We start from the raw sequence: 24,832 nt of genomic DNA, 5'->3' as shown, positions 1-24,832 counted from the left end.
GTCCCGTGCGCGCCCTCCACCCGATCACCCCGGCCCAGCTGCCGGACGTCCTCCTCCGCGTCTCGCTGGCGCGTCCCGTGCACCTGTGGGGCGCTCCGGGCATCGGGAAGTCGACCATGGTCGAGGCCTTCGCGCGCGATCTGGGCATGGACTGCGTCACCCTGATGGCGACCCAGCTGGCGCCGGAGGACGTCGCGGGCGTGCCGCAGCTCGTCACGCGCGAGGACGGCGTGACCTTCTCCCGGTTCGCCCCTCCCGAGCTGCTCGTGCGCACCGAGCCGTTCGTGCTGTTCCTCGACGAGCTCAACGGGGCCCGGCCCGAGGTGCAGAAGTCGTTGTACTCGCTGGTCCTCACGGGCCGGGTCGGCGACCACCGCCTGCCGACCGGCAGCGTCGTCATCGCGGCGGGCAACCGCGCGACCGACCAGGCCGCGATCAAGCCGATGCCCGCGCCGCTCGTCAACCGGTTCGTGCACGTGCACCTGCGCTCGTCGGTGGACGACTGGCTCGCGTGGGCCGTGGACGCGCAGATCCATCCGGCGGTGGTGGAGTACATCACCCAGCGGCCCGACCACCTGCACGTCGAGCCGCCGAAGACCGAGGAGGCGTTCTCCACGCCCAGGTCGTGGCACGCGCTGGCCGACGCGCTCACGTCGTGGGGCGAGGATCCCGACCCGGACGTCGTCGCGATGCTCGCCGCCGGCTGCGTCTCGGCGTCGCACGCGGCGTCGTTCGCTGCCTGGTGGAAGATGCGCGCGCGGGCGTACGACCTCGAGGCCATCCTCCGCGGCGACCTGCGCTGGCCGGCGGAGGTCGCCGACCGCGACCTCCTGCACTTCCACGCCCTCTCGTTCCGGGCCCGGCTGGCGAAGGACCTCCCCGCCGACATGAGCCACGCGTCGCCGGCCGGGCGGCAGTTCGCGATCCGCGCCAAGGGCCTGCTGATCGAGCTGGCCGACCTCTCGCTCGAGATCGCGCAGATCGTGGTCGCGCCGGACGACACGGGCGCGCCGACCCTGCCCGCCTGGTTCCTCGTCGAGCTCGTGCGGGACGTGCCCCGGCTGGCGGAGAAGCGCTCGGCGTGACGCCCCGGAGGAACTCGACGGGACCGAAGGACCCGGGTCTCGCGGCGGTGATGCTCGGCTGGAGCAGCGTGCGCCGGCACCCCATGTTCGCCCACATCGCGGAGGAGCTGTCGCTGGTCCGGCACGCGAACGTGCGCCCGGACGACGGGTGGGCGCAGATCGACTCCGAGACGTGCGACATCGTGGTCGACCCCGTGCGCCGGGCGAGCGCGGAGGAGTGGGCGTGGGTGTTCGCGCACCTGGTGCTGCACCTGGGGTTCGGCCACCTCGATCCGCGCCCGCCGTCCTCCTCCCGGGTGGAGGCGACCGCGGCGGACGTCGAGGTGGACCGCTTCCTCGCCTCCCTCAAGTTCGGGCGCAGCCCGTTCGCGCTCCCCGTCCTCTGGCCCGTCGGCGCGCCCGAGCGCCTCGTCGCGGAGTGGCGGCTGTCGGGCGTCCCGTCGGGGCTCGAGACGTGCGGCACCGCGGGCGCGGCATCATGCGTCACGCGGGGCCGACGCGCGTACGGCCGCCCACCCGACTGGCGGCAGCTCTTCGCCTACGGGCTCACCGACGCGGTGACGGCCGCCATGGACGTCGCCGGCGGGGCCCGGCGCTCCCTCCACGACCCCTCCGCGCCGCTGCCGCCCTGGGAGCGCGCGCGGCGCTGGTTCCTGTCGGCGTACCCGCTGCTCGGCGCGACCACGTCCACCCTGACCCTCGTCGCCGACGCCGAGCTCGCGCGCGGGTGGGACATCCCCATCGCGGCGGTGGATCCGGTCGCCGGCGAGCTGTACGTGAACCCGCTCGCCGTGCACTCCGAGCAGGAGTGGCGCTTCATCCTGGCGCACGAGACGCTGCACGCCGCGCTGTCGCACCACGCCCGCGTCGGCGGGCGCGACCCCTTCCTCTTCAACCTCGCGACCGACTTCGTGATCAACGGCTGGCTGCTCGAGATAGGCGTGGGGGAGATGCCGGCCGGCCTCCTCCACGATCCGCAGTTCGCCGGGCTGTCGAGCGAGGAGGTCTACGACCGCATCGCGACGGACGCGCGCCGGTACCGCAGGATGGCGACCCTGCGCGGCCGCGCCCAGCCCGACGTCCTCGACTCCGGCGGACGGGTCGCGAGCGCCGGGTCCGCGGTCGACCTCGACGAGCTGCTCCGCCGGTCGCTCGGCTCGGGGCTCGACCTGCACCTGGCCGAGGGGCGCGGGCACCTCCCCTCGGCGCTGGTGGCGGAGATCCGCGCGCTCGCGCAGCCGCCCCTCCGCTGGGACGTCGAGCTCGCCCGGTGGTTCGAGGAGATGTTCCCCGCGCTGGAGCCGGTGCAGACCTACGCCCGGCCGTCGCGACGGCAGGCGGCGACGCCGGACATCCCGCGACCCGGCTGGCTGACGCCCGAGGTGCCGACCGCCCAGCGCACGTTCGGGGTCGTCCTCGACACCTCCGGATCCATGGACGTCCGCCTGCTCGGGAAGGCCCTCGGCGCCATCGCGTCGTACGCGCGCGCCCACGACGTGCCCGCCGCGCGCGTGGTGTTCTGCGACGCCGCGGCCTACGACGCCGGGTACCTCGACGTGGACGACATCGCGGGACGCGTGCGCGTGCGGGGGCGCGGCGGCACGGTGCTGCAGCCGGGCATCCACCTGCTCGAGCGGGCGGCCGACTTCCCCGAGGACGGGCCGATCCTGGTGATCACCGACGGGGCCATCGACGTCGTGCGGATCCGGCGCGACCATGCCTTCCTGATCCCGGCGGGCGCCTCGCTGCCGTTCCGCCCGAAGGGGCCGGTGTTCCGGTTCTCGTGAGGGCGCGCGGATCTACCGGGCCGACCACGCGCGCCGTGCGGCTCGCCGGTCGGGCCGCCTAGGGCCGCGGCTCGCCGGCCGGCCCGGACGGGGCGTCGCCGCCGACGCCGCCGGCGGGCTCGCCCTCCCACGACTCCAGGGTCCAGTCCGCGCCGGATCCCTCGAGCACCACGACGCCCGTGTTCTCCAGCTCGTGGTCGGCCACGAAGGCCGCGTCGAGGCCGCGCGCCCGCATCCCCGACCAGCAGCGGATGGCGGCGCCGTGGCTGACGAGCGCCACCGTGCCGTGCCCGGTCGCCTCCGCCTCGGCGACCACGGCGTCGTACCGCGCGGCGAACTCGCGGCCGGTCTCGCCGTCCGCCAGGCGCAGGTCGTCCTCGCCGCCCACCCAGCGGATCATCGTCTCCAGGTACTCCGCGACCGACGCGCGGTCGCCGCGCATCTCGAGCCCGCCCGCGGCGATCTCGCGGATGCCCGCCCGCTCGACCGGCGTGAGGCCGAGCGCCTGCGCGAGGGGCGCGGCCGTCTCGTGGGTGCGGCGCATCGTCGAGACGTAGAGCGCCCCGATCCGCTCGTCCCGCAGGGTCTCCGGGAGGCGCGCGGCCTGCTCGCGCCCGAGGTCGGTGAGGCCGGGGCCGGGGATGCGGGTGTCGAGGACGCCCCGCACGTTGGAGGGGGTCTGGCCGTGTCGGATCAGGATCAGGCGCATGCCCCGACGCTATCGCGGGCGGCGGGCAGGCCCTCCGCCTTCGCGAGCCGTGGGCGACACCGACCCGGAAGCCGTCCACGCCGCGGTCGAACCAGAACCGCAGCACGTCGACGAACTCCGCGTGCACCTCGGGGTTCGACCAGTCGAGGCCCGGCTGCTCGGGAGCGAACATGTGCAGGTACCAGGGCCGGGGCGGCCGTCGGCGCCCGTCCCGTCGCGAAACAGGTAGCGGGCGCGGGCCGCCGGGTCGCCGGCGAGCGCCGCCCGGAACCAGGGGTGCGCGTCGGACGTGTGGTCGGGCACGATGTCGAGCAGCACCCGCATCCCGAGGGCGTGCGCCTCGGCGATCAGCGCCTCGGCGGGGCGCGTGTGGTCCACGCCGACCTGCCGCGCTGAGGATCAGCGCGCGAGCGGCCGGCCCAGCACCAGGGTGAGGAAGCCGAGCGTGCCGCGGTACCCGTCCAGCCACGCGCGTCGGTGCTCGACCGACGCGGTCAGCACCTGCTCGCGGTCGGGGTCGTCGGGGTGCTCGAGCGCCCACCGGGCGAGCGCTCCCGTCCACGACCACTCGTAGTCGTCCCACTCCCGCAGGGTGCTGACGTGGCCCTGCAGCGGGATCCACCCGTCCGCGGCGACGCGCTCCACGGTGGCGCCGAGGTCGTCGTAGTCCTCGGGCTCGGAGCCGAGCAGCTCCAGCACCCGCGGGGTCGGCTCCCGCTCCCAGAAGCACTCGCCGACGAGCGCGCGGCCGCCCGGACGCAGATGCCCGTCCATCGCGGCGAGGGTCGGCTCGAGGCCGCCGAAGGCGTGCGTCGCGCCCACGCTGAGCACGACGTCGAACCGGTCGGGGGAGCTCCACATGCTCGCGTCGGCGCAGACGAGCGTGAGGCGGTCGGCGAGGCCCTCGCGCTCGGCCTGCGCGCGCACCCGGCCGAAGCCCGCGTCGGAGTGATCGACCCCGACCGCCGTCAGCGTCGGATCCCGGCGCAGGGCCCGCAGGAGCCACGTGCCGTCGCCGCAGCCCAGGTCGAGGACGCTGCTCCGCCCGGCGACCGCGGCGTCGAGGAGCCGATCGACGCTGTCGTCGCCCAGCGGCGAGGCGATGGGGTGGTCGGCGTGGGCGAGGTCGCTGATCCGGTCTCTGTCCATCCGGCGAGCCTAGGGGCGCGCTCCGATGGGCGGCGCGCGCCGAGGATCCTCCGCCCCTCCGCCCGTCGCGCAGGCGCGCGTCAGGGGATGAACGGGCGCGGGTACGGGGCGAAGAGCTGCCCGCCCGTCAGCGCGAGCGCGCCGACGAGCCCCGCGGCCGACACGGCGGCGGCCGTCCACAGGGCCAGCATGGTGTGCCGCCGTGAACCACCCGGGGCGCCGCTCGCGATCCCCCGCAGCAGCCCCCATCCCACGAGGTGCGCCATCGCGATGAAGACGAGCGTGACGATGAGGAGGCCGGGGCCCGAGGGGGCGAAGCCGTGCCGTGCGGACTCGGAGTCCTCCTCGTTGGCGAACGGGATCGCGGTCCACGCGGCCGTCATGATCGGCACCCCGATCGCGGCGCACGTCACGAAGGCGGCGAGCAGCCAGGGTGACCGCCAGCGGGTGCGCGGGTCCTCGGGAGCGTCGGTCACGGCCCGATCCTAGTGAGCGGCTCCATCGCCGGCGCGCGGCGGCGAGGCCGCGGCATCCGCCCGCTGCACGCGCTGCACGCGCTGCACGCACTGCACGCGCTGCTCGCGCTGCTCGCGCTGCTCGCGCTGCTCGCGCTGCTCGCGCTGCTCGCGCTGCTCGCGCTGCTCGCGCTGCACGCGCTGCACGCACTGCACGCACTGCACGCGCTGCACGCACTGCACGCGCTGCACGCGCTGCACGCGCTGCTCCGCGGGGACCGAGACCGTCGCGACCGGACGCCCGATCGGCCCGGACGCGGGAAGGCCCCGCGGATCACGAGGATCCGCGGGGCCTTCCGGTGTCGCGTGGACTACGCGAACGTCTTCGCGTCGATGACGAAGCGGTAGCGCACGTCCGACTTGAGGACGCGCTCGTAGGCCTCGTTGATCTGCTCGGCCGAGATGAGCTCGGTCTCGGGCACGATGCCGTGCTCGGCGCAGAAGTCGAGCATCTCCTGCGTCTCGGCGATGCCGCCGATCATGGATCCGGCCCAGCTGCGGCGCGCGGGGATGAGCGCGAACGCGGGGATCTCGAGCGGCTCCGAGGGGGCGCCGACGTTGACGAGCGTGCCGTCGATCGCGAGCAGGCCGATGTACTTGCTCATGTCGAGCTTCGCGGAGACCGTGTTGATGATCAGGTCGAACGAGCTCGCGAGCTCGGTGAACGTGGAGTCGTCGCTCGTCGCGAAGTAGCGGTCGGCGCCGAGGCGGAGGCCGTCCTCCTTCTTGGAGAGCGTCTGCGAGAGCACGGTGACCTCGGCGCCCATGGCGTGCGCGATCTTCACGGCCATGTGGCCGAGGCCGCCCATGCCGACCACCGCGACGCGCGTGCCGGGGCCCGCGTTCCAGTGGCGCAGCGGCGAGTAGGTGGTGATGCCGGCGCAGAGCAGCGGCGCGACCTTCTCGATGTCGAGGGACTCGGGGACGCGGAGCACGAAGTCCTCGTCGACGACGACGGCCTCGGAGTAGCCGCCCTGCGTGATGGTGCCGTCGGCCGGGTCCACCCCGCCGTAGGTCTGGATGTTGCCCTTCAGGCAGTACTGCTCCTGGCCGGCCGTGCACTGCTCGCACTCCTTGCAGGAGTTGACCATGCAGCCGACGCCGACGAGGTCGCCGACCTTGTGCTTCGAGACCTCGGAGCCGACCTCGGTGACGCGGCCGACGATCTCGTGGCCGACGACCTGCGGGTACTGGATGGGGCCCCACTCGCCGCGGACGGTGTGGATGTCGGAGTGGCAGACGCCCGAGTAGGCGATGTCGATGGAGACGTCCTTCGGGCCGACGTCGCGGCGCTCGATGGTGGTCTTGACGATGGGGTCGGTGGCGGACGGGGCCGCGTAGGCGTTGACGGTGCGCATGGTTCTCCTAATGCTGTCCGGTGGGGGAGGGGAGGGATCAGGTCGATCCGGCCGCGCCCTCTTCGGATGCGGTACCCCTCGACGCTACGCCCGCGGGAGGGGCTCCCCGGAACCACGCGGTTTTTCCTCGGGCGCCGGATAGCGTGGCCGGATGCCCGCTCCCACCCTCCCTGGCCCGACATCGACGCGATCCGGCCCGGTGACGGGGCTCCGCGACGGCGACGTGATCCGCTACCTCGGCATTCCTTACGCGACGGCGGCCCGCGGCGTGCCGCCCGTGTCGGCGGTGCCCGCGCGCGGACCCGACGGCTCGCCGGTCGTGCTCGCGGCCGTGCACCCGGCGCCCGCGTGCCCGCAGCCGTCGTCGCGGATCCTCGACACGCTCATGCAGGGCGCCCTCGACGGGATCGAGCGCTCGGAGGACTGCCAGCGGCTCTCGGTCACGCTGCCCGCGGACATCGCTCCCGGCGAGGTGCTGCCCGTGATCGCGTGGTTCCACGGCGGCGGGTACACGACGGGCGCGGGCGACCTCGCGATCCACGACCCGCGGGCGCTCGTGGTCGAGCAGCGCGTGATCGTGGTCGCGGTGACCGCGCGGCTCGGGCTCCTCGGCTTCGGCGGCGGCGGTCGCGGCGGATCCGGTCGCGGCGCGTCCGACGGCCCGCCCGCGAACCTCGGCCTGCTCGACCAGATCGAGGCGCTGCGCTGGATCCGCGACTCCATCGCCGCGTTCGGCGGCGATCCCTGGACCGTGACCGCGATGGGCCAGTCGGCGGGCGGCGACGCGATCCTGCACCTCATGATCGCCGACGGCGCCCGCGGGCTCCTCCGGCGGGCGATCGTGCAGAGCCCGCCGGTGGGGATCACGGGCGGGCGCGAGCGCATGTTCCGCGCGATGGCGCGCGTGACCCGCGGTCTCCGATCCGACGCGACGCTCGCCGACGTGATGCGGCGGCAGGCCCGGGCCGAGCGCGCGGCGTGGCCGTCGGGCATCCGCGCGGGCCTGCCGTGGGGCCCGCGCTACGGCCACGCGCCGCTGCCCGCCGAGGCCGACCGCGACGCCGCGTGGCGGGAGGCGGCGCCCCACATCGACCTCCTCATCGGCACGACCCGCGACGAGACCGCGATGTACCTGCCCGCGCTGCCGGTGGTCGGCCCGCTGCTCGCCGTGCCGGTGGTCGGGCCGGCCCTCCGTCGCGTGCTGATGCGCGTCGTCGTCCGGCCCACCACGCGCCGCGTCTACGCGCGGCCCGTCGCCGAGTTCGTCGCGCGGCACCGGCGCGCCGGCGGCCGGGCCGTCCGCTACGTGCTCCGCGCGGCCCCGGCGTCGAGCCCCATCGGCGCAGGCCACACGTCCGACCTCCCGTTGATCCTCGGCACCCGCGACGCGTGGACCCGGATGCGGCTCGTGCCCCCGGAGGCGTGGCCGGAGGTCGCCGCCCGCGGCCGCGCCGTGCGGCAGGTCTGGGCCGACTTCGCGCGCACGGGCGAGGTGGCGGCGGATGCGGACGCGCGCGCCTGCGGGATGCGGTTCGACCGGGGGTGATCGCCGGACGCGACGACGGGCGCCGCCGCGCGGATCGCCTCCCGCCCCCCATGTCAAGGGGGTAGGCGACGGCATCGACGCGGAGTCGGCTCGACGCACCGACGGAGGGAGCGACATGCGAGCGATGGTCTACCGAGGGCCCTACCGGATCCGCGTCGAGGAGAAGGACATCCCCCGGATCGAGCATCCGAACGACGCGATCGTGCGGGTGACCCGGGCGGCGATCTGCGGATCCGACCTGCACCTGTACCACGGCCTCCTGCCGGACACGCGGGTCGGCACCACGTTCGGCCACGAGTTCATCGGCGTCGTGCACGAGGTCGGCTCGTCGGTCGAGAGCCTGTCCGTGGGCGACCGGGTGATGGTGCCGTTCAACATCTACTGCGGATCCTGCTTCTTCTGCGCCCGCGGCCTGTACTCGAACTGCCACAACGTGAACCCGAACGCCACGGCGGTCGGCGGCATCTACGGCTACTCGCACACCACCGGCGGATACGACGGCGGCCAGGCGGAGTACGTGCGCGTGCCGTTCGCGGACGTGGGGCCCATGGTGATCCCCGACGACATCCACGAGGAGGACGCCCTCGTGATGACGGATGCCCTGAGCACCGGCTACTTCGGCGCCCAGCTCGGCGACATCGCGGAGGGCGACACGGTCGCGGTGCTCGGCGCGGGGCCCGTCGGCCTCTACGCCGCGCGCTCGGCCTGGTTCATGGGCGCCGGCCGCGTGATCGTGGTCGACCAGCTTGACTACCGGCTGCGCATGGCAGAGACGTTCGCGCACGCGGAGACGCTGGACTTCTCGGCGGTGAAGGACACCGTGCTCGCGCTCAAGCGCATGACCGACGGGCTCGGCGCCGACGTCGTCATCGACGCGGTGGGCGCGGAAGCGGACGGGCACGCGCTGCACCAGATCACGGGCACGAAGATCAAGGTGCAGGGCGGTTCCCCGGTGGCGCTCAACTGGGCGATCGACGGCGTGCGCAAGGGCGGCACCGTGAGCGTGATGGGCGCCTATGGGCCGGTGCCCGCGGCGATCAAGTTCGGCGACGCCGTGAACAAGGGCATCACGATGCGGATGAACCAGGCGCCCGTGAAGCGGCAGTGGCCCAGGCTCATCGAGCACATCCGGGCGGGGCACTTCTCGCCGCGCGACATCATCACGCACCGGATCCCGCTCGAGCACATCGCGGAGGGGTACCACACGTTCTCCGCGAAGCTCGACGACTGCGTCAAGACCGTCATCACGTTCGACGAGGAGTAGGAGCCAGCCATGCCGTACCGCGCGAGCGACCACCACCGACCGATCGACGCCGACGCGCTCCGGGCCCGGATCCCGGGCTGGGGCGCCGACCTCGACCCCGCCGACCGTCCCGCCTTCCCGCGGGAGCGCACCGACCTCGTCTCCGGCGCGCACTGGGACATGCCCGAGCGTCAGCAGGAGCTGCGGCCGCGCGAGCGCTCCCTCGAGCACACGGAGCTGCCGCCCGTCTTCGGCACGGTCGCCCCTCTGCACGGCGTCTCGGGCGCGATCAAGCGCTACGCCTACGCGACCTTCAGCGAGGGGCGGTCCGTGCACTGGCTGCTGCTGATGCTCGGCGATCGGGTGGACGCAGCGGGCGCGCACCTCGGGTCCCTCGTGAGCGGCCGGCCGGACGACCCGCTCACCGAGACGGGGATCCTCACCGAGGGCCGGCACCACCCGATCTCGTCGCGCGTCGGGCGCGGGCGGGCGGACATGAAACACGCGTGGATGGACCCGCTGATCGTGGGCGCCTGGCCCATCGCGGCGGTCGCGCTGCTGTTCGCGGTGCGGCGGAAGCGGCGCTGAGGCGGCGGCTCAACCGCCCTGCACCCGCACGGGCCCCGCGCCCCGGTCGCCCAGCGCGTCGTCCGGGTTGAGGAGGCCGCAGGCGCGCATCGAGAGGCAGCCGCAGCCGATGCAGCCCGTGAGCTCGCGCTCCAGCCGTTCGATGCTGCGGCGGCGCTCCTCGAGCAGGCGCTTCCAGCGGCGCGACGCGCGCTGCCACTCGGCATGGCTCGGCGGGCGGTCGAGCGGCACGTCGTCGAAGGTGGCCTGCACGTCGGCGAGCGGGATCCCGAGGCGCTTGGCCACCGTGATCAGCGACACGCGCCGCAGCATGTGCCGCGCGTACCGGCGCTGGTTGCCCGCGGTGCGCTCGGCCGCGATGAGCCCGAGGTCCTCGTAGAAGCGGAGCGCGGACGCGGCGACGCCCGTCCGGCGGCTCATCTCGCCGACCGTGAGCAGCTCGTCGGGGGCGTGACGGGGAGCGTGGCCGGGCGTCGAGGACGCGGCCGTCGGCTCCTGCGCATCCGCCACGACGACCCCTCCCGATTGACCTCAAGGGTACGTGAGGTTCTAACGTGGACACCATGCGCACCACCACCCCCGCCGTCCCGACGGCCCCTGCCCGTGAGGACGCCCTGTGACCTACGTGATCGCCCTCCCGTGCGTCGACGTGAAGGACCGCGCCTGCATCGACGAGTGCCCCGTCGACTGCATCTACGAGGGCGAGCGGTCGCTCTACATCCACCCCGACGAGTGCGTGGACTGCGGCGCCTGCGAGCCCGTCTGCCCCGTCGAAGCCATCTACTACGAGGACGACCTGCCCGAGAAGTGGTCGGACTACTACACCGCGAACGTCGAGTTCTTCGCCGACCTGGGCTCGCCCGGCGGCGCCACGAAGATCGGCGTCGTGCCGAAGGACCACCCCGTCATCGCCGCGCTCCCGCCCCAGGGCGAGCACGCGTGAGCGCCGACCCCGACCTCTTCAAGGCCGCGTTCCGCGGGCACCCGGCGGGCGTCGCGCTCATCACGGCGCGCACCGCCGACGGGCCGTCCGGACTCACGGCGTCGAGCGTCGCGTCGCTGTCGGTGGATCCGCCCGCGCTCTCGTTCTCGGTGACGCGCGCCACGGGATCCGCCGGCGCCATCCTCGAGGCCGACAGCTACGTCGTGCACCTGCTCGCCGGGCAGCACGCCGCGCTCGCGCGCTCCTTCGCCGTCTCCGGCTCGCCGCGCTTCACCGAGGAGCAGGGCTTCCAGGAGCTGCCGACCGGCGAGCCGCTGCTCGCCGACGCGCGCGCCGCCCTCCGCTGCCGCACGCTGCAGACCGTGCCGGTGGGCGGATCCGTGCTGGTCGTCGCCGAGGTCCTCGACGTGATCCTCGGCGAGCCCGCCCCGCCGCTCGTCTACCGCGACCGCCGCTTCCACCTGCTCGCGGACGACCACCCCGAGCTCTAGGCCCTCGGAGGCCGCCCCTGGCGACCTCATCCTCGAACCGGGCCTCGCTGGCCTCCCGGCCTCTCTGTCTCTCGGGCAGGCATCGCGGAGCGGATCCGCGCCGGTCGTGTCCGAGCGACGACAGGCGCGCGATGGTCTCTCGATGTATCCCCATGTCTGTCAAGATCTGACAGACGTAGAGAGACAAGGGGAGATCGACCATGGACGGCACGTCGAACCCCTACGCGCCCGGCGCCGGCGCCCGACCCCAGCACTCGTAGGCCGCGATGCCGAGCTCGAGACCTGGCGCGTCTCGGTCGCACGGGCCGCTGCCGGACGTGCGCCGCGCTCGCTCGTCCTCTATGGACTCCGCGGCGTCGGCAAGACCGTCCTGCTGAGCCGGATGTCTGCCGAAGCCGAGACGACCGGATGGGTCGTCGCGCAGATCGAAGCGGCCGCGGGAACGTCCATGCGCGCGGCGCTCTCCTCCGCTCTCCAGAGCCACGTCGCCCGCATCGCCCGACGCAACCGCAAGCGCCCCTTCCTCCGCGCGCTCAAGACCGCCCTCTCCTTCTCCGCCCGCGTGGACACGGACGGCACCACCACCTTCGGCCTCACCCTCGACGACATCGAAGCCGAGCTCGCGGACTCCGGCAACCTCGAACTCGACCTCACCACCGTCGTCGACGGGATCCTCGACGCTGTCCACGACGAGGGGCTCGGCCTCGCGATCCTGATCGACGAGGCCCAAGACCTCACCGCGGACGAGCTCGTCGCCATCTGCACCGTCGCCCACCGTGCGTCCCAGCGGCAGCGGCCGGTCCTGTTCGTCCTCGCCGGACTGCCCAGCCTCCCCACGCGGCTCGCCGAAGCCAAGTCCTACTCCGAGCGCCTCTTCCAGTACCGGCACATCCGCGAACTCGAACCCGAAGCCGCCGCCGCTGCCCTCACGGTGCCCGCTGCCGACGAAGGTGTCACGTGGGCCGACGACGCCATCGACCTCGTGGTCACGCTCACTGGCGGGTATCCCTACTTCCTCCAGGAATACGGCTCGGAAGCCTGGCTCGAGTCCGCGTCATCGCCGATCTCCCGGGACGACGCACAGAACGGCGCCGGAGTCGCCCTCCGCCAGCTCGACGACGGCTTCTATCGCACCGCTGGGACCGGGCCACACCCCTGGAGAAGGAATACCTCCGCGCCATGGCCGCCGACGGCGACACCGGATCCAGGACCGCCGACGTCGCACGCCGACTCGACCGGACCACGCAACGCCTCAGCAAGATCCGCCAGAACCTGACGGACAAGGGCATCATCTACGCACCCGAGCATGGGCGGATCGCCTTCACCGTGCCGTGGATGACTGCGTTCATCGATCGCCAGCCCGTCTGACCCCGTCGCCGATCTCGAGGACGACCACCCGGAGCTGTGGCCTCGGGCGGCTGCCCGCGGCATCAGGCGGCCCGTCCTCAGGCGATCATGAACTCCGACGGCTTCAGCGCGCGCTCCACGATGCGCACGTCGCCGATCGACGCCGGGAGCACGTGGTCGAGCTTCCCGCCGTAGAGGTTCGCGCCGAGGAGCCACGAGGTCGCGGGCGACGCCGCTGCCAGCCCGCGGTTCGACGTGGACGGGTTCCGCACCACCGGGCAGCCGTCGACGTACATGGTCGTGTGCTGGCCGTCGTTGACGACCGCCACGTGCCACCACGTCGCGGCGGGCAGCTCGTGCGACCAGTTGGTGAGCGAGCCCTGCTGGGTCGTCGGGTAGACGCACCACTGGATCTCGCGGCTGCCCGAGACGCTGAGGGTCGCGGCGGGCTCGTCCGGGTCGCCGGCGTCGCCCGGCGTCCTGCCCGCGTCCTTCGCGGAGGCGGCGCGGGAGAGGATCGCGCTGAAGCCGTCCGCGTCGCCGTCGAAGTCCGCGGGGATGCGCACGAACGCCTCGACCGTGTAGCCCTGGCGGAGGGTCGCGGCATCCAGCGGGGCGCCCGGCACGGTGCGCAGGAAGTCGCCCGTCTTCCTGCCGCCCGTGAGCGTGAGGCTGCCGAAGCCGGGCTGGTCGTCGTGGTGCGCGGACGAGAAGCGGAGGGAGCCGGGCGCCGCGCCCGCGCGGTTCGCGACCACGAGGTCGTTGCCGTGGCCGGACGCGTCCGCGATGCGGGTGGTGGTACCGAGCGCGGATCCGTCCGGCTGCCCGTCGAAGCGCCAGTACGCGACCGTGCCCGGCACGAACATCTGCGCGGCGGGCCGGGCGGCGCGCGCGGGGGCGGGCGCGAATCCGGCGAACCGCTCATCGAAGTCGACGCTCACGGTGAACCGGTCGACGTCGCCGGAGAGCTGGGCCTCCTCGTCGGCGAGCTCGTTGCCCGCGCCGAGCCCGCCGGCCAGGAGGAAGGGCGAGAGGGTCTCGACGTCGATCGCGTCCCGCTCGAGGTCCACGTGGTACAGGCGGATCATCGCGGCGCCGCCGTAGTAGCGGTCCTGGTAGTTCACGAGGTGCAGGTGCACGTCGTGGCCCGCGCGGTTCTTCAGCGTGGTGCGGCCGGGCTTCCAGTAGTGGCCGTTCAGCGTGAGGAAGATCTGGTCGTGCTGCGAGATGAACGAGTCCCAGAGGCCCTGGCCGTAGGCGTCGAGCACGGCGGATCCGTCGGGCTTCGAGTCGACGATGTCGTGCGCCGTGAGGATCACCGGCAGCGTCGGGTGCGCCGCCAGCACGCCGCGCGCCCACTCGACGCCGCGGGCGCTCGTGCGCCAGTCGAGCGCGAGGACGAGCCAGTCGCGGCCGCCCGCCGTGAAGGTGTGGAACGAGTTGTAGCCGTCGGGGCTGGATCCGCGGTAGCTCGGCGACTTCCGGAAGCGCTTCGGGCCGAACGCGTCGAGGTAGGGCGTGCGGCCGCGCTGGTCGTCGGTGGAGGAGACGACGTCGTGGTTGCCGGCGAGCACGCTCCACGCGGCGCCCGCCTTGTCGAGCAGCGTGAACTGCGCGCTCGCGGCCGTGATCTCCTTCTCGGCGCCGTTCTGCGTCACGTCGCCGAGGTGCGCGAGGAAGACGATGTTGTGCCGGTCGCGCTCGGCGAGCACGTAGCGGAGCGACGCCTCGAGCGGCTCGGGGTGGATCGATGCGCCGTCGAAGAGGTACTGCGTGTCCGGCAGCACGGCGATGGTGAAGCGGGGCGATGCGGTGTCGGGCTTCCAGCGGGCGCCGGATCCCTGCTGCGGAGCGGGCGCCTTCGCGGCGCTGGCGCCGAGCGCGTCGTCGGACGCGGTCTCGGCCACGGCGGGCAGCGCACCGCCGAGCCCGGCCACGCCGAGCGCGCCGGCGGCCCCGCCGGTGAGGAGGAAGCCGCGTCGGGAGAGCGCGGAACGGGGAGGCGTCGTCGGGTCCTGGGTCACGGGGGACGACGGTAGGGCCGACGGGTGAATGCGGTGCGACACCGCGGTGGACGTGCGGCGGCGCGTCAGCCGACCGGCGGCTGGATGAGGTCCCACGGAGCGCCGTACGGGTCCTCGAAGATCGCGACGGTGCCGTACGGCTCGTGGCGCGGATCCTCGCGGAACACGACGCCGTGGGCGAGCATCCGGGCATGCCGGGCGGCGAAGTCGTCGGTCTCGAGGAAGGACGCGACGTCGTCGCACGCCTGCCGCCCCACCGGCGCGGCGTCGCCGGCGAGCGCCAGGATGAGGCCCGCGCCCGGTCCCTCGGGGCCCACGACCACCCGGCGCCAGCCGTCCGGCGCCGTCTCGTCCTGGTGCACGACGAAGCCCAGCGCGTCGACGAGGAACGCGAGCGCCTCGTCGTGGTCGCGGACGAGGTAGGTGACGTTCTGCAGCCGGATCATGCGAGAACCGTGTCCAGCCGCATGCCAGCATGGGCCATGCGCATCGCCGACTTCCCCGTGCCCGACACGGGCGCCGCCCGCGGTGCCCTCGAGCTCGCGACCTCGTACCAGTCCGCCGCGATCACGGCCCACGGGATCCGCTCGTGGCTCTTCGCGGAGGCGTTCGCGGTGGTCGAGGGGCTGACGGGCGTCGACCACGAGATCCTGTACGTGTCCGCGGTGCTGCATGACATCGGCACGGTCACCGAGTTCGACAACCACACCGTCTCCTACGAGCACGCGGGCGGCCACGTCGCCGTCGCGCTCACCGCGGGCGCCGGCTGGCCCGCCCCGCGCCGGCAGCGCGTGCTCGACGCGATCGTGCGGCACAACTGGCCGCAGGTGGATCCGGCGCTCGACGTCGAGGGGCACCTCCTGGAGGTCGCGACCGGCCTCGACATCTCCGGCGCCCGGCCCGACGCGCTGCCCGAGGGGTTCCTCGGCGAGGTGCTCGCGGCGCACCCGCGGGGAGCGCTCGCCGCGGAGTTCGGCGCCTGCGTCGTCGACCAGGCCGAGCGCAAGCCCGACACGGCCGCCCGCCGCCTCGTGGACGGCGGGCTCGTGCGGAAGCTCGCGGAGAACCCGCTGGAGCGCCTCGCGTGAGCTGACCCGAGGGCTGCGGCTCGCGTCCGGCGCTCCAGCAGGCGGGGTCAGGGCGCGGTGGGAGCGAGGCCCGACAGGAGCGGGAACGCCGGGAACGCGCACGTGGGCGCGGCGCCCGCGCTCGCCGAGGCGGTGACGTGCACGTCCGCCCGCTTCGAGGTGAGCGCGGAACCGCCGAAGGTCGCGCCGGCCGTGGCGATGTCCGCGAAGGCGGCCGTGACGGCGGGCGCATCCACGGCGACGCGGGAGAGCGAGACGCCGAGCCGGTGGGCGTCGTCGTACCCGGCGAGCGTCGACACGGCCTTGGCCGGGGAGTCGACGGCGCGGAGGCCGTCGACCACGATGCCGCTGAAGGACGGGATCGCGCTGCCGCTGCCGCCCGCGTAGTGCGTGTCGAACAGCACGGGAGCCAGGGTGCGGCTGAGGCAGACGTCGCGGTAGGTCACGCCCGTGACCGGGCCGCCCACCTGCGGGTTGCTCTTGATGCGCACCCCGGCGCTGGACGGGCTCGCAGTGCCGTAGGCGTCCGCGCCGGAGACCGTGGATCCGGTGACGAGCACGTCGCTCACACCGGAGGTCACCTCGCTGCCGATGGAGATGCCGTGCGTGCCGTAGAAGTGGCTGTCGATGATGCTGATGTGGCTCGACGCGTGCGTGCCGCCCTTGATGGCGATGCCGTCGTCGCCGTCCGAGACGTACGAGTGGGCGATGGTCACGTCCGTCGCGCCCGCCGGGTCGATGCCGTCCGTGTTGCGCGCGGTGGCGGGCGTCTGGATGCGCACGCCCCAGGCCGTGAAGCCGGTGGCGTCGTGGAAGGACACGTGGAACATGGCGGCGTCGACGAGGTCGATGTCGTGGAGCGTGAAGTCGTCGGCGCCGGTGGCCTGGATCAGCCGCGGCTCGTTCTGCGAGCCGCCCGCGCGAGCCTGGTCGGAGAGCTGCCACCAGGTCGTCGTGCCGCCGAGGATCGCGTGGTCCCCGCGGCCGTCGATGCGGCCGCGCCGGGCGTCGAGGCCGCCGCGGGACGCGACGCCCGAGTGCGGGTCGGTGGCGGTGATGAGCGCGGCGCAGCCCTTGCCGGATCCGCCGATGGTGCCGCAGGTCGGTCCCTTGGGGATTTGGTAGTCGGCCGGGTTCCGCGATCCGAAGAGCGTGACCGCGGGATCCAGCACCAGCGTCTCGCCCTGCCGGAGCTGCAGCGGCCCGCTGAGGAAGCTCGCGCCCCGGCTCGAGGAGGCGAGCCGCACGGCCACGACGGCGGTGCCGGACTGGGCGCAGGAGTCGAGCGCGGCCTGGATGCGGGCGGTGTCGGGCGCCTGCGCCTCGTCGGCGGCGGATGCGGAGCGGTCCGGCATGTCGAGCTGCGCGCTGACGGTGGCGCACGTGGTGGCCGGGTCGACGGGCTCGGTGACGGTGCGGCGGTCGCCCGTCCCGCCGACGGCCGCGGCCCGCGAGGTCGCGGCGGCGGGCGGATGGGCGGCCTTCGGATGGGCGGCCAGGGCGGCGGGCCCGGCGAGCGTCACCGCCGCGAGCGTGCCGGCCACGACGGCGGTGAGGGTGAGTGTGCGGGCAGCGGTGCGTGATGGCACGTGGTTCCTCTCGAGGGCAGACCCGCTCGGCGCACGGCGTGCGTCCTCCCGGATGTGCGGGTCGCGGGAAGAGTAGGGGCGCCACGCGACCCGCCGTGCGCCCTCTCCCCGATCCGCGACGGCCGAGCGGCGACCGCTCGCGCGCATCACCTCGGCGCGGACAGGAACCAGACCACGCACGTGACGATGACCACGAGCCACGTGGCCTGGTACCAGACGTGCGGATGCGTCCGCAGGCGCGGGGCGGTGATCGCCGCGCGAGGGCTCCCGACCCCGTCCTCGGCGTCCGCGGTCTCGCGCATCGGCGACCCGCGCCAGCGTCCCCAGCGGGCGACCTTCTCCTCCACGGCCTCGACCGTCTCCATCAGGCGCTCCCAGGCCGCCGGGTCGGTCGTGATGATCCCGCCGGGGGAGTACAGGAAGAGGTGGTCGTCGACGATCTCGACATCGAGCCCCGCGGCCGTGTCGATGAAGCGGGCCATCACGTCGGGGGTGAAGAGGTAGAGCGCGTCCCGTTCCGCGCCGACCGGGCAGTAGAGCGTGAAGTGGCGGTCGAAGTCGCCCTCCAGGGAGACCCGCTGATGCCGGCCCACCGCCTCCGGCAGATCGGAGTGGAACAGCGAGTTGTTGCGGCGGGAGTCGAGCACGATGTGGGGCAGCGGCACCGGGAGGCGCATCATCACGTACCCCCAGCGGTGCACGCGGGCGGCGAGGAACGGCAGCTTCCGCCGCTGGTGGTCGCCGATGTCGAGGGTCGGGCCCGAGCGCCGCTCGAACCGGTCGCGGATCTCCGACTCGCCCCAGGACGAGCGCGCGAAGATCATGCCCGGGTAGTCCGGGCTGTGCCGGGTGATGTCGTACCAGAAGCCGTTCGCGTCGGCGAAGCCCTTGAGCCGGCAGCGGCGCCGGTCCGAAGTGCGGAAGAAGGGCAGCACGCGCTTCAGGTGCAGGCCGATGAAGAGCGACCCGAGGATCCACGCCGGCGGGGCCTTCGCGTGGGACCCCTCGCTTGCGGTGATCGACATGACCGACGCGATCCACAGCACCGGGAGCACGGCGTAGTAGAGGCTGCGCAGGTCGGGCAGGCGCTTCCTCTCGGGGTACCGCCGCCGGAGCTGCTCGCGAGCCTGCCTGTCGACGCGGGCGATCAGGGGCCGCGTGTCGAGTCGCATCCGACGATGGTAGGGCGGTGGGGCCTGTCGCCGATCGAGGTGTCCCGGCTGCACGCGCCCCGCACCCGGCATCTCAGGATCGCGCCCATGGGGGAGGCGAGCCCTACGTGAGGCGCAGGACGACGACGATGATGGCGATCGCGATGATCGCGATCTGCCACCAGTGCAGGTGCGTCGTGAGGCGCCCCCGCGTCGCCACATGGCGAGGTGAGTGACGCGCACCGCTCGCGACGCCCGCGGCGGCCGTCTCCTCGGCCGGGGTCGCATCGCGCCAACGGCTCCATCGCGCCACTTTCTCCTGCACCGCGTCCACGGTGACCATGAGCGCCTCCCATGCGGCGGGATCCGTGGTGACGAGGCCGCCGGGGGAGTACATCAGCAGGTACTCGTCGATGATCTCCACGTCGAGCCCGGACGCGGTGTCGATGAAGCGCGCCATGACGTCCGGCGTGAAGAGGTACAGCGCGTCCCGCTCGTAGCCGCGCGGGCAGTAGAGGGTGAAGTGGCGATCGAAGTCACCCTCGAGGGAGACGCGCTGGTCACGGTCCAGAGCGTCGGGCAGCCCGGGGTGCCAGAGCGAGTCGTTGCTGCGCGAGTCGAGCACGATGTGGGGGAGTCGCGTGGGCAGGGGGATCATCACGTATCCCCAGCGGTGCGTCGGCTCGATGCGCTGGTTGCTCCTCTTCCAGGAGTAGTCGCCGAGGTCGAACGGGCGTCCGTCCCGACGGAGGAACCGGTCGTGGACGCGGTGCTCGTAGGGGAAGGGTCGCGCCAGCACCATCCCCGGGTAGCGCGGTGGCCGCGACACGGGCCAGTAGGTGAGCCCGTTCGCCTCCGCGAAGCGGTGCAACCGGTACTGCCGCACCCCGGAGCGCTTGCGCAGCGCACGCGCCGCGATCGTCGCTCCGATGAGGACGGGGAGGAGCGGGATGCCGACGATCGGGAGCGCCCGCGTCCAATTGCCGGCGTCGATCCCCAGGAGCATCGTCACGACCAACAAGAGGGGCCACCCGGCGAGCCGGAGGAAGTCGAGCACGGTGTCGCTGAGGAGCGGGATGGCGCCCTCCGGCAGGGTGCGCCGGTACTCCCGCACCGCGCGACGATCGACCCGCTCGGTCAGTGGGCGCGTATCGAGTGGCACCCGCCGATGGTAGGGCGGCGGCGCGGCGCGCGCGGGGACCGTCCCCGCGCGCGCCGGACGGATCACCCGATCAGCGACGGACGCAGGTCGCGCAGCGTGCGGTGCGACGTGATGCGGATCGCGCCGGCCAGCGCCACCGCGAGCCCCGCGACCAGCCACAGCGCGAGCACGCCGGCGTCCTGGGCGGCCTGCCCGAGGTCGCCGCCGTACATGAGCTGGCGGAGGGCATCCACCGCGAAGCTCATGGGCAGCACGTGGTGCAGCGCGGCGAGCGGGCCGGGCAGGGTCTGCCAGGGGAACGTGCCGCCCGCGGTGACGAGCTGCACGACCATGAGCACGAGGCCGAGGAACTGGCCGACGCTGCCGAGCAGCACGTTGAGCGCGAGGATGATCGCCGCGAACGTGATGGAGGCGAGCACCATCGTCCCGTACATGGCGAGGGGGTGGGCGATGCGGAAGCCGAGCGCCCCGGCGACGATCGCGTAGAGGCCGGCCATCTGCACGACGCCGAGGAGCGCGGGCGTCAGCCAGCCGGCGAGCGTGATCCGCAGCGGCGCCTTGCGGGCCGTGATCGCCCGCCGCGACAGCGGCTTCACGATGAGGAACAGGGCGTAGATGCCGATCCACGCGGCGAGGCTGATGAAGAACGGCGCGAGCCCGGCGCCGTACTCGCCGGCCTGGGTCACGGCGTCCTGCCGGAGCGCGACGGGATCGCCGATCGTGTCGGCCTGCGCGTCGCGCTGCGCCTCGGTCGACGCGGGGATCTGGTCGAGCCCGGAGTCGAGGCCGTCGCGCAGCTTCACGGTGCCGTCCTGCAGCGTGCCGAGCCCGGACGCGAGCGAGGTCGCGCCGTCGGACGCGGAGTGCGCGCCGGTCGCGAGGGTCGCGCTGCCGTCGGCGGCCTTCGCGATGCCCGACGCGAGCGCGGGGGAGGCCTTCGCGAGCGCATCCGCGCCCGTCGCGACCTGCGAGCTGCCGGACGCGAGCGTGCCGGCGCCGGTCGCGAGGGAGGCGGATCCGGTCTGCAGCTTGGCCGCGCCATCGGCCACCTGGGCGCTGCCCTGGGCGACCTGCTCGCTGCCGGCGGCGAGGGTCTGGAGCCGGGTGTTGAGGCCGTCGGCCTTCGCGGCGGCGCCCGTGATGTCGGTGCCCAGCACGTCGAGCTTCGCCAGGGCCGCGTCGATGTCGGCCTGCGGGATGCCCGCCTTGGCCATGCGGTCCTGGATGGCCGTCCGGAGCGCCGGCACCCTCCCGGCGAGCTGGTCCACGCTCGTGGTGGCGGTGGATCCGAGGGTCGCGATCTGCGCGTTGCCATCGGCCACCTGGCGCGCGCCCGCCGCCGTCTGCTGCGCGCCCGGCGTGAGCGCCGCTGCGCCGGTCGACAGCTCGGTCGCGCCGGAGGAGAGCGTGGCCGCACCCGACGCGACCTGGTCGGCGCCCGTCGCGAGCTTCTGGGTCTGCGCGGGGAGCTGCGCCGTCCCCGTGCGGAGCTGGCTGAGGCCGGAGGAGAGCATGTCCGCTCCGGTCGCGAGCTTCGCGTTGCCGTCCGCCAGCGAATCGGCGCCGGAGCGCGCGGACGCGGATCCGTCGACGAGCTGCTGCGCGCCGGACGCCGCGTCGCCGAGGCTGGAGCGCACGTCCGCGAGACCGAGGAGGAGCTTGCCCGCGGCCTCGGTGCCGACGCGCGAGGCGACCGACTTCGTGATCCGCGCGCCGGCCTGCTGCGCGATCGTGGTGGCGAGGTAGCTGTTGGCGTCGTCGGTGGCCATGACCACGCGGGCCTGCTGCGGGTCCGTGCCCGACGCCGAGCTCAGCGCGGCGGAGAAGCCGGACGGGATCGTCAGCGTGAAGTCGTACGTGCCGTCCTCGAGCCCGGTGCGCGCCTCGGCGGAGGAGACCTCGTGCCAGTCGAAGGACGCGTCGTCGAGCACGTCCTTCGCGACGTCGGATCCGTAGTCGACCGGCTTCCCGTCGACCGTGGCGCCCTGGTCGGCCACGACGAGCGCGGCGGGGACCCTGTCGAGGCTGCTGTACGGATCCTGGTTCGCCCAGAGGTAGAGGCCGCCGTAGAGCACGGGCACCAGCACGAGCGCGACGAGCGCGATCTTGGACATGGTGGTGGCGGTGAGGCGCGTCAGCTCGGCGCGCACCAGGGGGAGGAGTCTCATCGGGTCTGCGTTCCGTCGATCGAGGGGGTGGGTTCGGGGGTGGCGGGCGCGGCGCTCGCGTCGTCGGCGGGGAGCGCGGCGATGGCCTCGGCGGCGGCCTCGCTCGTGACGACGAGGACGCCGGTGCCGGAGCGGGCGAGGTCGCGGAGGACGCGCATCCACTCGCCGACCGCGCCGCCGTGCCGCTCGGGCGAGGTGACGACGACGGCCTCGACGCCCGCGCGGCTGGCGGCGAGCGTCGTGAGGAGGCGGATGCGGGCGACCGCGGGGACCGCGGAGAAGGGGGCGCGGGCGAGGTCGGCGAGGCCTTGATCGTCGAGGATGACGCCCACCTCGTGCCGGCCGGAGCGGTGCCCGGCGAGGGCGAGCTCCTCGGCGACGACCGCGCGGAGCGACACGTCGTCGGCGGGCTCGTTGATCCGCGGGGTGTCGACGAGCGCGACCCGCTCGGCGATCAGCGCGGCCACGTCCTTGGCGTCGGCGCCGGCGTCGGTGCCGGCGGTGCCGTCGCCGTCCAGCGCGAGCGCGCCGCCGTCGATCCGCATCCGGCCGGACGCGACGAGCGACAGCACGGTGGGCCGCAGCTCGGTCTCGGCGACGGCGACCACGGGCTCCGGGCCGCCGTAGCAGAGGGAGATCGCGGGCAGGGCGGGGGCGGGGCCGTCGCCGACGCGCGCGTCGGTCAGGGTGACGATCACGAGGCGGCTCCCGCGGTGGGCGCGGGGGAGACGGGCACGGGGGCGGCTGCTGCGGGGGCGATGGGCGCGGGCGCCTCGGCGGCGCGCGGCGCGACCTCGCGCAGCTCGGGCGTCGCGGCGATCAGCTCGCCCGCCGCCCGCCAGTCGAGTCCGCACAGCGCGAGCGAGGTGAGGATCACGAGGGTGTGGCCCTCCGCGCGGCCGATGTCGCTGCGCGTCGCCTCGTCGAGCACCGCGAGCGCGCCGCCCTCGATCAGGCGCGCGAGCGTCGGCGCGGGGATGTCGCCGCGCAGCTCGTCCGCGGCGATGCCGCGCTCGACGACCCGCAGCAACTCGGCGCGCAGCGGCGCCAGCTCGCCGCCCACCTCGCGGGCGAGCGGCCCGCGCACGGCGACCCGCGCCATCACGCGCACCTGCTCGACCTCGGCCCAGAGGCGCGCGCCGATGAGGGCGACGTGGATCCGGCTGTCGTCGTGCGTGATGCCGGCCAGCGCCTCGACGATGCGCCGGGCGCCGCGCTGCACCACCTCTCGGACGAGGTCGTCGCGAGTGGCGAAGTGCCCGTAGACGGCGCGGCGGCTGAGACCGGCCGTGGTCGCGATGGTCTCGAGGGAGGCGTCCGGGTCGCGGTCGAGCGCGACGACGGCCGCCTCGATCAGGGCCTGGCGGTTCGTCGCGGCGTCCTTGCGGGGCGCGCGGGCGGAGGCGAGGGAGGTCATGAGACCAGGCTAGCTATCTTGCACAGTCGTGTGCAAGTTGCTGGGCGCACTCACGGTCTCGGGAGTCGACGCCCGCGCCTCCCGCGCCGGCGTCAGCTCCGGAGCGTCTCGCTGGGGAGCTCGCCGAAGGCCGACGCGTACGACGCCGCGAACCTGCCGAGGTGCGCGAAGCCCCACTGCTCGGCGACGCTGCGGACGGTCGTGGTGGCGGGCGTCGCGTCCAGGAGCTCGGCGCGCACCCGGCGGAGGCGGATCCCGCGCAGGTACTCCGTGGGCGTCTGGCCGTGGTGGCGGCGGAGCGCGAGCTGGAGGACGCGCGTCGAGATGCCGGCGGCGGCCGCGGCCTCGGCGGGCGTGATCGGCAGGTGCGCGTTGTGGTGCAGGTACTCCACGGCGACGCGGATGTGCGCCATGCGCGGTGCGCGCAGCTCGGACGGGAGCTCCACGTCGTCCCACGGGAAGAGGCGGAGGGTCGCGCGCGCCATCGCCAGGTCGGCCTCGAGGCGCATCAGCGGGGACGCGTCGGGATCCGTGATGACGGGGGCGGCGGCGGCCACGGCACGGCGCCAGACGGCGGCCGTCTCGGCGGTCGGCACGCTGCGGTGCTCGAAGAGGAGCGGACGGGCGGGGCCGTGGTGGAACTCGGTCGCGGTCTCCTCGAGGAACGCCGCGTCCAGGTGCACGCAGTTCTGGCGGGTCGAGCTCGCCTGGTACTGGAACGGGCGGCCGGTGGGGAAGAGGAACGGGAGCTGGCCCTGGGAGGAGACGGCGCGGGATCCGCGGTCGACGGTGATCTGCCCCTCGAGGAACCAGGTGACCACGTGTTCGGGCCGCTGCGGGCTCTCGGCCCACTGCGTGCCCGCGATGCGCGAGGTGCGGAGGGTCACGCGCTCGCTGCCGAGGACGGCGTAGCGGTAGGAGAAGGAGTTCGTGCGGCGGTCGCGGGCGAACCGGATCCCCTCGAGAACGGGCCCGAAGCTCGCGGTGGCCTCGTCGATGTCGGCGCCCGCCATGACGGCGCGGACGAACGGGTCCGGCTCGGCGTCGGCGGGGGAGCTATCGGGGGCCTCGCGGAGGTCGATGGGGGCGGCTGCGGCTGCGGCGGCGTCGTCGTCGGCGGCGGAGTCGATCATCGCGGTGGCCGCGGCGACGACCGCGGCGGCGTCGACGGCGTCCGTCGCCACCGGCGTCGCGAGGGCGTCATCGACCGTAGCGGTCTGCGGCGTGCGCGGGCGGCGCGAGGGATCCCTCGTTCCGGTGGGTGTCAGCGTGGTCGTCATGGTCCCCGATGTCTCTGGGTGTCGTTCGTCTCCACCCTCCCGCTCATCTTGCATGGCGCTCCTGCGGGGAGGGGCCTCCGCGGCTCGGGAGGCGTCCTGTGGTTCGGCACGGGCCCATGGGAGAGCGGGTGCGCGCTCCGCGGCTATCCGCTGAGCGAACGCGTGTCCCCCGGACGGTGGTCATGCCGTGGA

Annotated in this window: 24 protein-coding genes and 2 pseudogenes; 10 read left to right on the top strand and 16 right to left on the bottom strand. The window is 74.0% G+C overall.

The features are described from left to right. Positions 1 to 5: 5 nt before the first annotated feature. Positions 6 to 1,085, top strand: coding sequence for an ATP-binding protein (locus tag PED38_RS04995; protein WP_270980127.1), 1,080 nt, complete (start codon positions 6 to 8; stop codon positions 1,083 to 1,085). After that, positions 1,082 to 2,872, top strand: coding sequence for a vWA domain-containing protein (locus PED38_RS04990; protein ID WP_270980125.1), 1,791 nt, complete (start codon positions 1,082 to 1,084; stop codon positions 2,870 to 2,872). The genes PED38_RS04995 and PED38_RS04990 overlap by 4 nt, the downstream gene beginning before the upstream one ends. Before the next feature lie 58 nt (positions 2,873 to 2,930). Here the strand turns inward: PED38_RS04990 and PED38_RS04985 are convergent, their stop codons facing one another. The 5 genes and pseudogenes from PED38_RS04985 to PED38_RS04970 form a co-directional block, all read right to left on the bottom strand. Beyond that, positions 2,931 to 3,581 (bottom strand): histidine phosphatase family protein, encoded by a 651-nt coding sequence (locus PED38_RS04985; RefSeq protein WP_063072342.1) that lies wholly within the window; start codon positions 3,579 to 3,581, stop codon positions 2,931 to 2,933. A gap of 79 nt (positions 3,582 to 3,660) precedes the next feature. Then, positions 3,661 to 3,753: pseudogene (locus PED38_RS15905) on the bottom strand (hypothetical protein); the annotation flags it as partial. Between the two features lie 77 nt (positions 3,754 to 3,830). Then, positions 3,831 to 3,905, bottom strand: a pseudogene (locus PED38_RS15900) (hypothetical protein); the annotation flags it as partial. A gap of 75 nt (positions 3,906 to 3,980) precedes the next feature. Next, on the bottom strand, positions 3,981 to 4,730 hold the full coding sequence (locus tag PED38_RS04975) for an SAM-dependent methyltransferase (RefSeq protein WP_270980123.1): 750 nt from the start codon (positions 4,728 to 4,730) through the stop codon (positions 3,981 to 3,983). Positions 4,731 to 4,810: 80 nt separating this feature from the next. Then, positions 4,811 to 5,206 carry a hypothetical protein gene (locus PED38_RS04970; protein WP_270980121.1) on the bottom strand — a complete coding sequence of 132 codons (396 nt, stop codon included), beginning with the start codon at positions 5,204 to 5,206 and terminating at the stop codon, positions 4,811 to 4,813. Between the two features lie 12 nt (positions 5,207 to 5,218). Between PED38_RS04970 and PED38_RS04965 the strand changes: the two genes are divergently transcribed. Further along, complete coding sequence (locus PED38_RS04965) at positions 5,219 to 5,593, top strand: hypothetical protein (RefSeq protein ID WP_270980119.1); 375 nt, start codon at positions 5,219 to 5,221, stop codon at positions 5,591 to 5,593. On the opposite strand, the gene PED38_RS04960 is transcribed toward PED38_RS04965, so the two are convergent. Further along, the gene (locus PED38_RS04960) at positions 5,557 to 6,603 is read right to left on the bottom strand and encodes an NAD(P)-dependent alcohol dehydrogenase (RefSeq protein WP_063072338.1); all 1,047 of its coding nucleotides are present in this window, start codon (positions 6,601 to 6,603) and stop codon (positions 5,557 to 5,559) included. The genes PED38_RS04965 and PED38_RS04960 overlap by 37 nt on opposite strands. Before the next feature lie 151 nt (positions 6,604 to 6,754). Between PED38_RS04960 and PED38_RS04955 the strand changes: the two genes are divergently transcribed. The 3 genes from PED38_RS04955 (at position 6,755) to PED38_RS04945 (ending at position 9,980) form a co-directional block, all read left to right on the top strand. Next, entirely contained in the window at positions 6,755 to 8,149 is a 1,395-nt protein-coding gene (locus PED38_RS04955) for a carboxylesterase family protein (RefSeq protein WP_270980117.1), read from the top strand. Positions 8,150 to 8,264: 115 nt separating this feature from the next. Next, the gene (locus PED38_RS04950) at positions 8,265 to 9,413 is read left to right on the top strand and encodes a zinc-dependent alcohol dehydrogenase (RefSeq protein ID WP_063072336.1); all 1,149 of its coding nucleotides are present in this window, start codon (positions 8,265 to 8,267) and stop codon (positions 9,411 to 9,413) included. A gap of 9 nt (positions 9,414 to 9,422) precedes the next feature. Further along, positions 9,423 to 9,980, top strand: coding sequence for a hypothetical protein (locus PED38_RS04945; protein ID WP_270980114.1), 558 nt, complete (start codon positions 9,423 to 9,425; stop codon positions 9,978 to 9,980). A gap of 9 nt (positions 9,981 to 9,989) precedes the next feature. Here PED38_RS04945 and soxR read toward each other — a convergent pair whose 3' ends face one another. Then, complete coding sequence (soxR, locus tag PED38_RS04940) at positions 9,990 to 10,490, bottom strand: redox-sensitive transcriptional activator SoxR (RefSeq protein ID WP_270980113.1); 501 nt, start codon at positions 10,488 to 10,490, stop codon at positions 9,990 to 9,992. Positions 10,491 to 10,596: 106 nt separating this feature from the next. Here soxR and fdxA point away from each other — a divergent pair, with 106 nt between their 5' ends. The 3 genes from fdxA (at position 10,597) to PED38_RS04925 (ending at position 12,690) form a co-directional block, all read left to right on the top strand. Next, positions 10,597 to 10,923 carry a ferredoxin gene (gene fdxA / locus PED38_RS04935; RefSeq protein ID WP_270980112.1) on the top strand — a complete coding sequence of 109 codons (327 nt, stop codon included), beginning with the start codon at positions 10,597 to 10,599 and terminating at the stop codon, positions 10,921 to 10,923. Next, on the top strand, positions 10,920 to 11,414 hold the full coding sequence (locus tag PED38_RS04930; RefSeq protein WP_270980110.1) for a flavin reductase family protein: 495 nt from the start codon (positions 10,920 to 10,922) through the stop codon (positions 11,412 to 11,414). Before fdxA ends, PED38_RS04930 begins: the two co-directional genes overlap by 4 nt. A gap of 106 nt (positions 11,415 to 11,520) precedes the next feature. Further along, positions 11,521 to 12,690: an ATP-binding protein gene (locus PED38_RS04925; protein ID WP_270980108.1), complete on the top strand. Its 1,170-nt coding sequence runs from the start codon at positions 11,521 to 11,523 to the stop codon at positions 12,688 to 12,690. A gap of 169 nt (positions 12,691 to 12,859) precedes the next feature. Here PED38_RS04925 and PED38_RS04920 read toward each other — a convergent pair whose 3' ends face one another. Both PED38_RS04920 and PED38_RS04915 read right to left on the bottom strand, forming a co-directional pair. Further along, positions 12,860 to 14,785 carry a LamG-like jellyroll fold domain-containing protein gene (locus tag PED38_RS04920; protein WP_270980106.1) on the bottom strand — a complete coding sequence of 642 codons (1,926 nt, stop codon included), beginning with the start codon at positions 14,783 to 14,785 and terminating at the stop codon, positions 12,860 to 12,862. A gap of 65 nt (positions 14,786 to 14,850) precedes the next feature. Then, complete coding sequence (locus tag PED38_RS04915; protein WP_270980104.1) at positions 14,851 to 15,231, bottom strand: VOC family protein; 381 nt, start codon at positions 15,229 to 15,231, stop codon at positions 14,851 to 14,853. A 21-nt stretch (positions 15,232 to 15,252) separates the two neighbouring features. Between PED38_RS04915 and PED38_RS04910 the strand changes: the two genes are divergently transcribed. After that, on the top strand, positions 15,253 to 15,873 hold the full coding sequence (locus PED38_RS04910) for an HD domain-containing protein (protein WP_175345521.1): 621 nt from the start codon (positions 15,253 to 15,255) through the stop codon (positions 15,871 to 15,873). Positions 15,874 to 15,920: 47 nt separating this feature from the next. On the opposite strand, the gene PED38_RS04905 is transcribed toward PED38_RS04910, so the two are convergent. From PED38_RS04905 to PED38_RS04875, 7 genes are all read right to left on the bottom strand, one after another. Then, the gene (locus PED38_RS04905; RefSeq protein ID WP_270980102.1) at positions 15,921 to 17,462 is read right to left on the bottom strand and encodes a glycoside hydrolase family 28 protein; all 1,542 of its coding nucleotides are present in this window, start codon (positions 17,460 to 17,462) and stop codon (positions 15,921 to 15,923) included. A 146-nt stretch (positions 17,463 to 17,608) separates the two neighbouring features. Continuing rightward, a complete protein-coding gene (locus PED38_RS04900; RefSeq protein ID WP_063072328.1) occupies positions 17,609 to 18,634 on the bottom strand; it encodes a hypothetical protein in 1,026 nt (341 codons plus the stop codon). Positions 18,635 to 18,737: 103 nt separating this feature from the next. Next, entirely contained in the window at positions 18,738 to 19,727 is a 990-nt protein-coding gene (locus PED38_RS04895; protein ID WP_270980099.1) for a hypothetical protein, read from the bottom strand. A 110-nt stretch (positions 19,728 to 19,837) separates the two neighbouring features. Then, positions 19,838 to 21,943 (bottom strand): YhgE/Pip family protein, encoded by a 2,106-nt coding sequence (locus PED38_RS04890; RefSeq protein ID WP_270980097.1) that lies wholly within the window; start codon positions 21,941 to 21,943, stop codon positions 19,838 to 19,840. Then, entirely contained in the window at positions 21,940 to 22,641 is a 702-nt protein-coding gene (locus PED38_RS04885; protein WP_270980096.1) for a hypothetical protein, read from the bottom strand. The genes PED38_RS04890 and PED38_RS04885 overlap by 4 nt, the downstream gene beginning before the upstream one ends. Further along, positions 22,638 to 23,360 carry a TetR/AcrR family transcriptional regulator gene (locus tag PED38_RS04880; RefSeq protein ID WP_063072324.1) on the bottom strand — a complete coding sequence of 241 codons (723 nt, stop codon included), beginning with the start codon at positions 23,358 to 23,360 and terminating at the stop codon, positions 22,638 to 22,640. Before PED38_RS04880 ends, PED38_RS04885 begins: the two co-directional genes overlap by 4 nt. Before the next feature lie 92 nt (positions 23,361 to 23,452). Then, entirely contained in the window at positions 23,453 to 24,640 is a 1,188-nt protein-coding gene (locus PED38_RS04875; RefSeq protein WP_270980093.1) for an AraC family transcriptional regulator, read from the bottom strand. Between the last annotated feature and the right edge of the window lie 192 nt (positions 24,641 to 24,832).

Origin of the sequence: Clavibacter sp. CT19, from assembly GCF_027858075.1 — a bacterium.
GTDB classification, from domain to species: domain Bacteria; phylum Actinomycetota; class Actinomycetes; order Actinomycetales; family Microbacteriaceae; genus Clavibacter; species Clavibacter tessellarius_A.
This window is presented reverse-complemented; position numbering and strand designations above follow the sequence as displayed.

What these genes read in the sequence shown, in the direction of transcription:
- PED38_RS04985 (WP_063072342.1), bottom strand. Translation starts at nt 3,581, where the DNA reads ATGCGCCTGATCCTGATCCGACACGGCCAGACCCCCTCCAACGTGCGG.
- PED38_RS04975 (WP_270980123.1), bottom strand. Translation starts at nt 4,730, where the DNA reads ATGGACAGAGACCGGATCAGCGACCTCGCCCACGCCGACCACCCCATC.
- PED38_RS04960 (WP_063072338.1), bottom strand. Translation starts at nt 6,603, where the DNA reads ATGCGCACCGTCAACGCCTACGCGGCCCCGTCCGCCACCGACCCCATC.
- PED38_RS04955 (WP_270980117.1), top strand. Translation starts at nt 6,755, where the DNA reads ATGCCCGCTCCCACCCTCCCTGGCCCGACATCGACGCGATCCGGCCCG.
- PED38_RS04950 (WP_063072336.1), top strand. Translation starts at nt 8,265, where the DNA reads ATGCGAGCGATGGTCTACCGAGGGCCCTACCGGATCCGCGTCGAGGAG.
- PED38_RS04945 (WP_270980114.1), top strand. Translation starts at nt 9,423, where the DNA reads ATGCCGTACCGCGCGAGCGACCACCACCGACCGATCGACGCCGACGCG.
- PED38_RS04915 (WP_270980104.1), bottom strand. Translation starts at nt 15,231, where the DNA reads ATGATCCGGCTGCAGAACGTCACCTACCTCGTCCGCGACCACGACGAG.
- PED38_RS04910 (WP_175345521.1), top strand. Translation starts at nt 15,253, where the DNA reads ATGCCAGCATGGGCCATGCGCATCGCCGACTTCCCCGTGCCCGACACG.
- PED38_RS04900 (WP_063072328.1), bottom strand. Translation starts at nt 18,634, where the DNA reads ATGCGACTCGACACGCGGCCCCTGATCGCCCGCGTCGACAGGCAGGCT.
- PED38_RS04890 (WP_270980097.1), bottom strand. Translation starts at nt 21,943, where the DNA reads ATGAGACTCCTCCCCCTGGTGCGCGCCGAGCTGACGCGCCTCACCGCC.
- PED38_RS04880 (WP_063072324.1), bottom strand. Translation starts at nt 23,360, where the DNA reads ATGACCTCCCTCGCCTCCGCCCGCGCGCCCCGCAAGGACGCCGCGACG.
- PED38_RS04875 (WP_270980093.1), bottom strand. Translation starts at nt 24,640, where the DNA reads ATGACGACCACGCTGACACCCACCGGAACGAGGGATCCCTCGCGCCGC.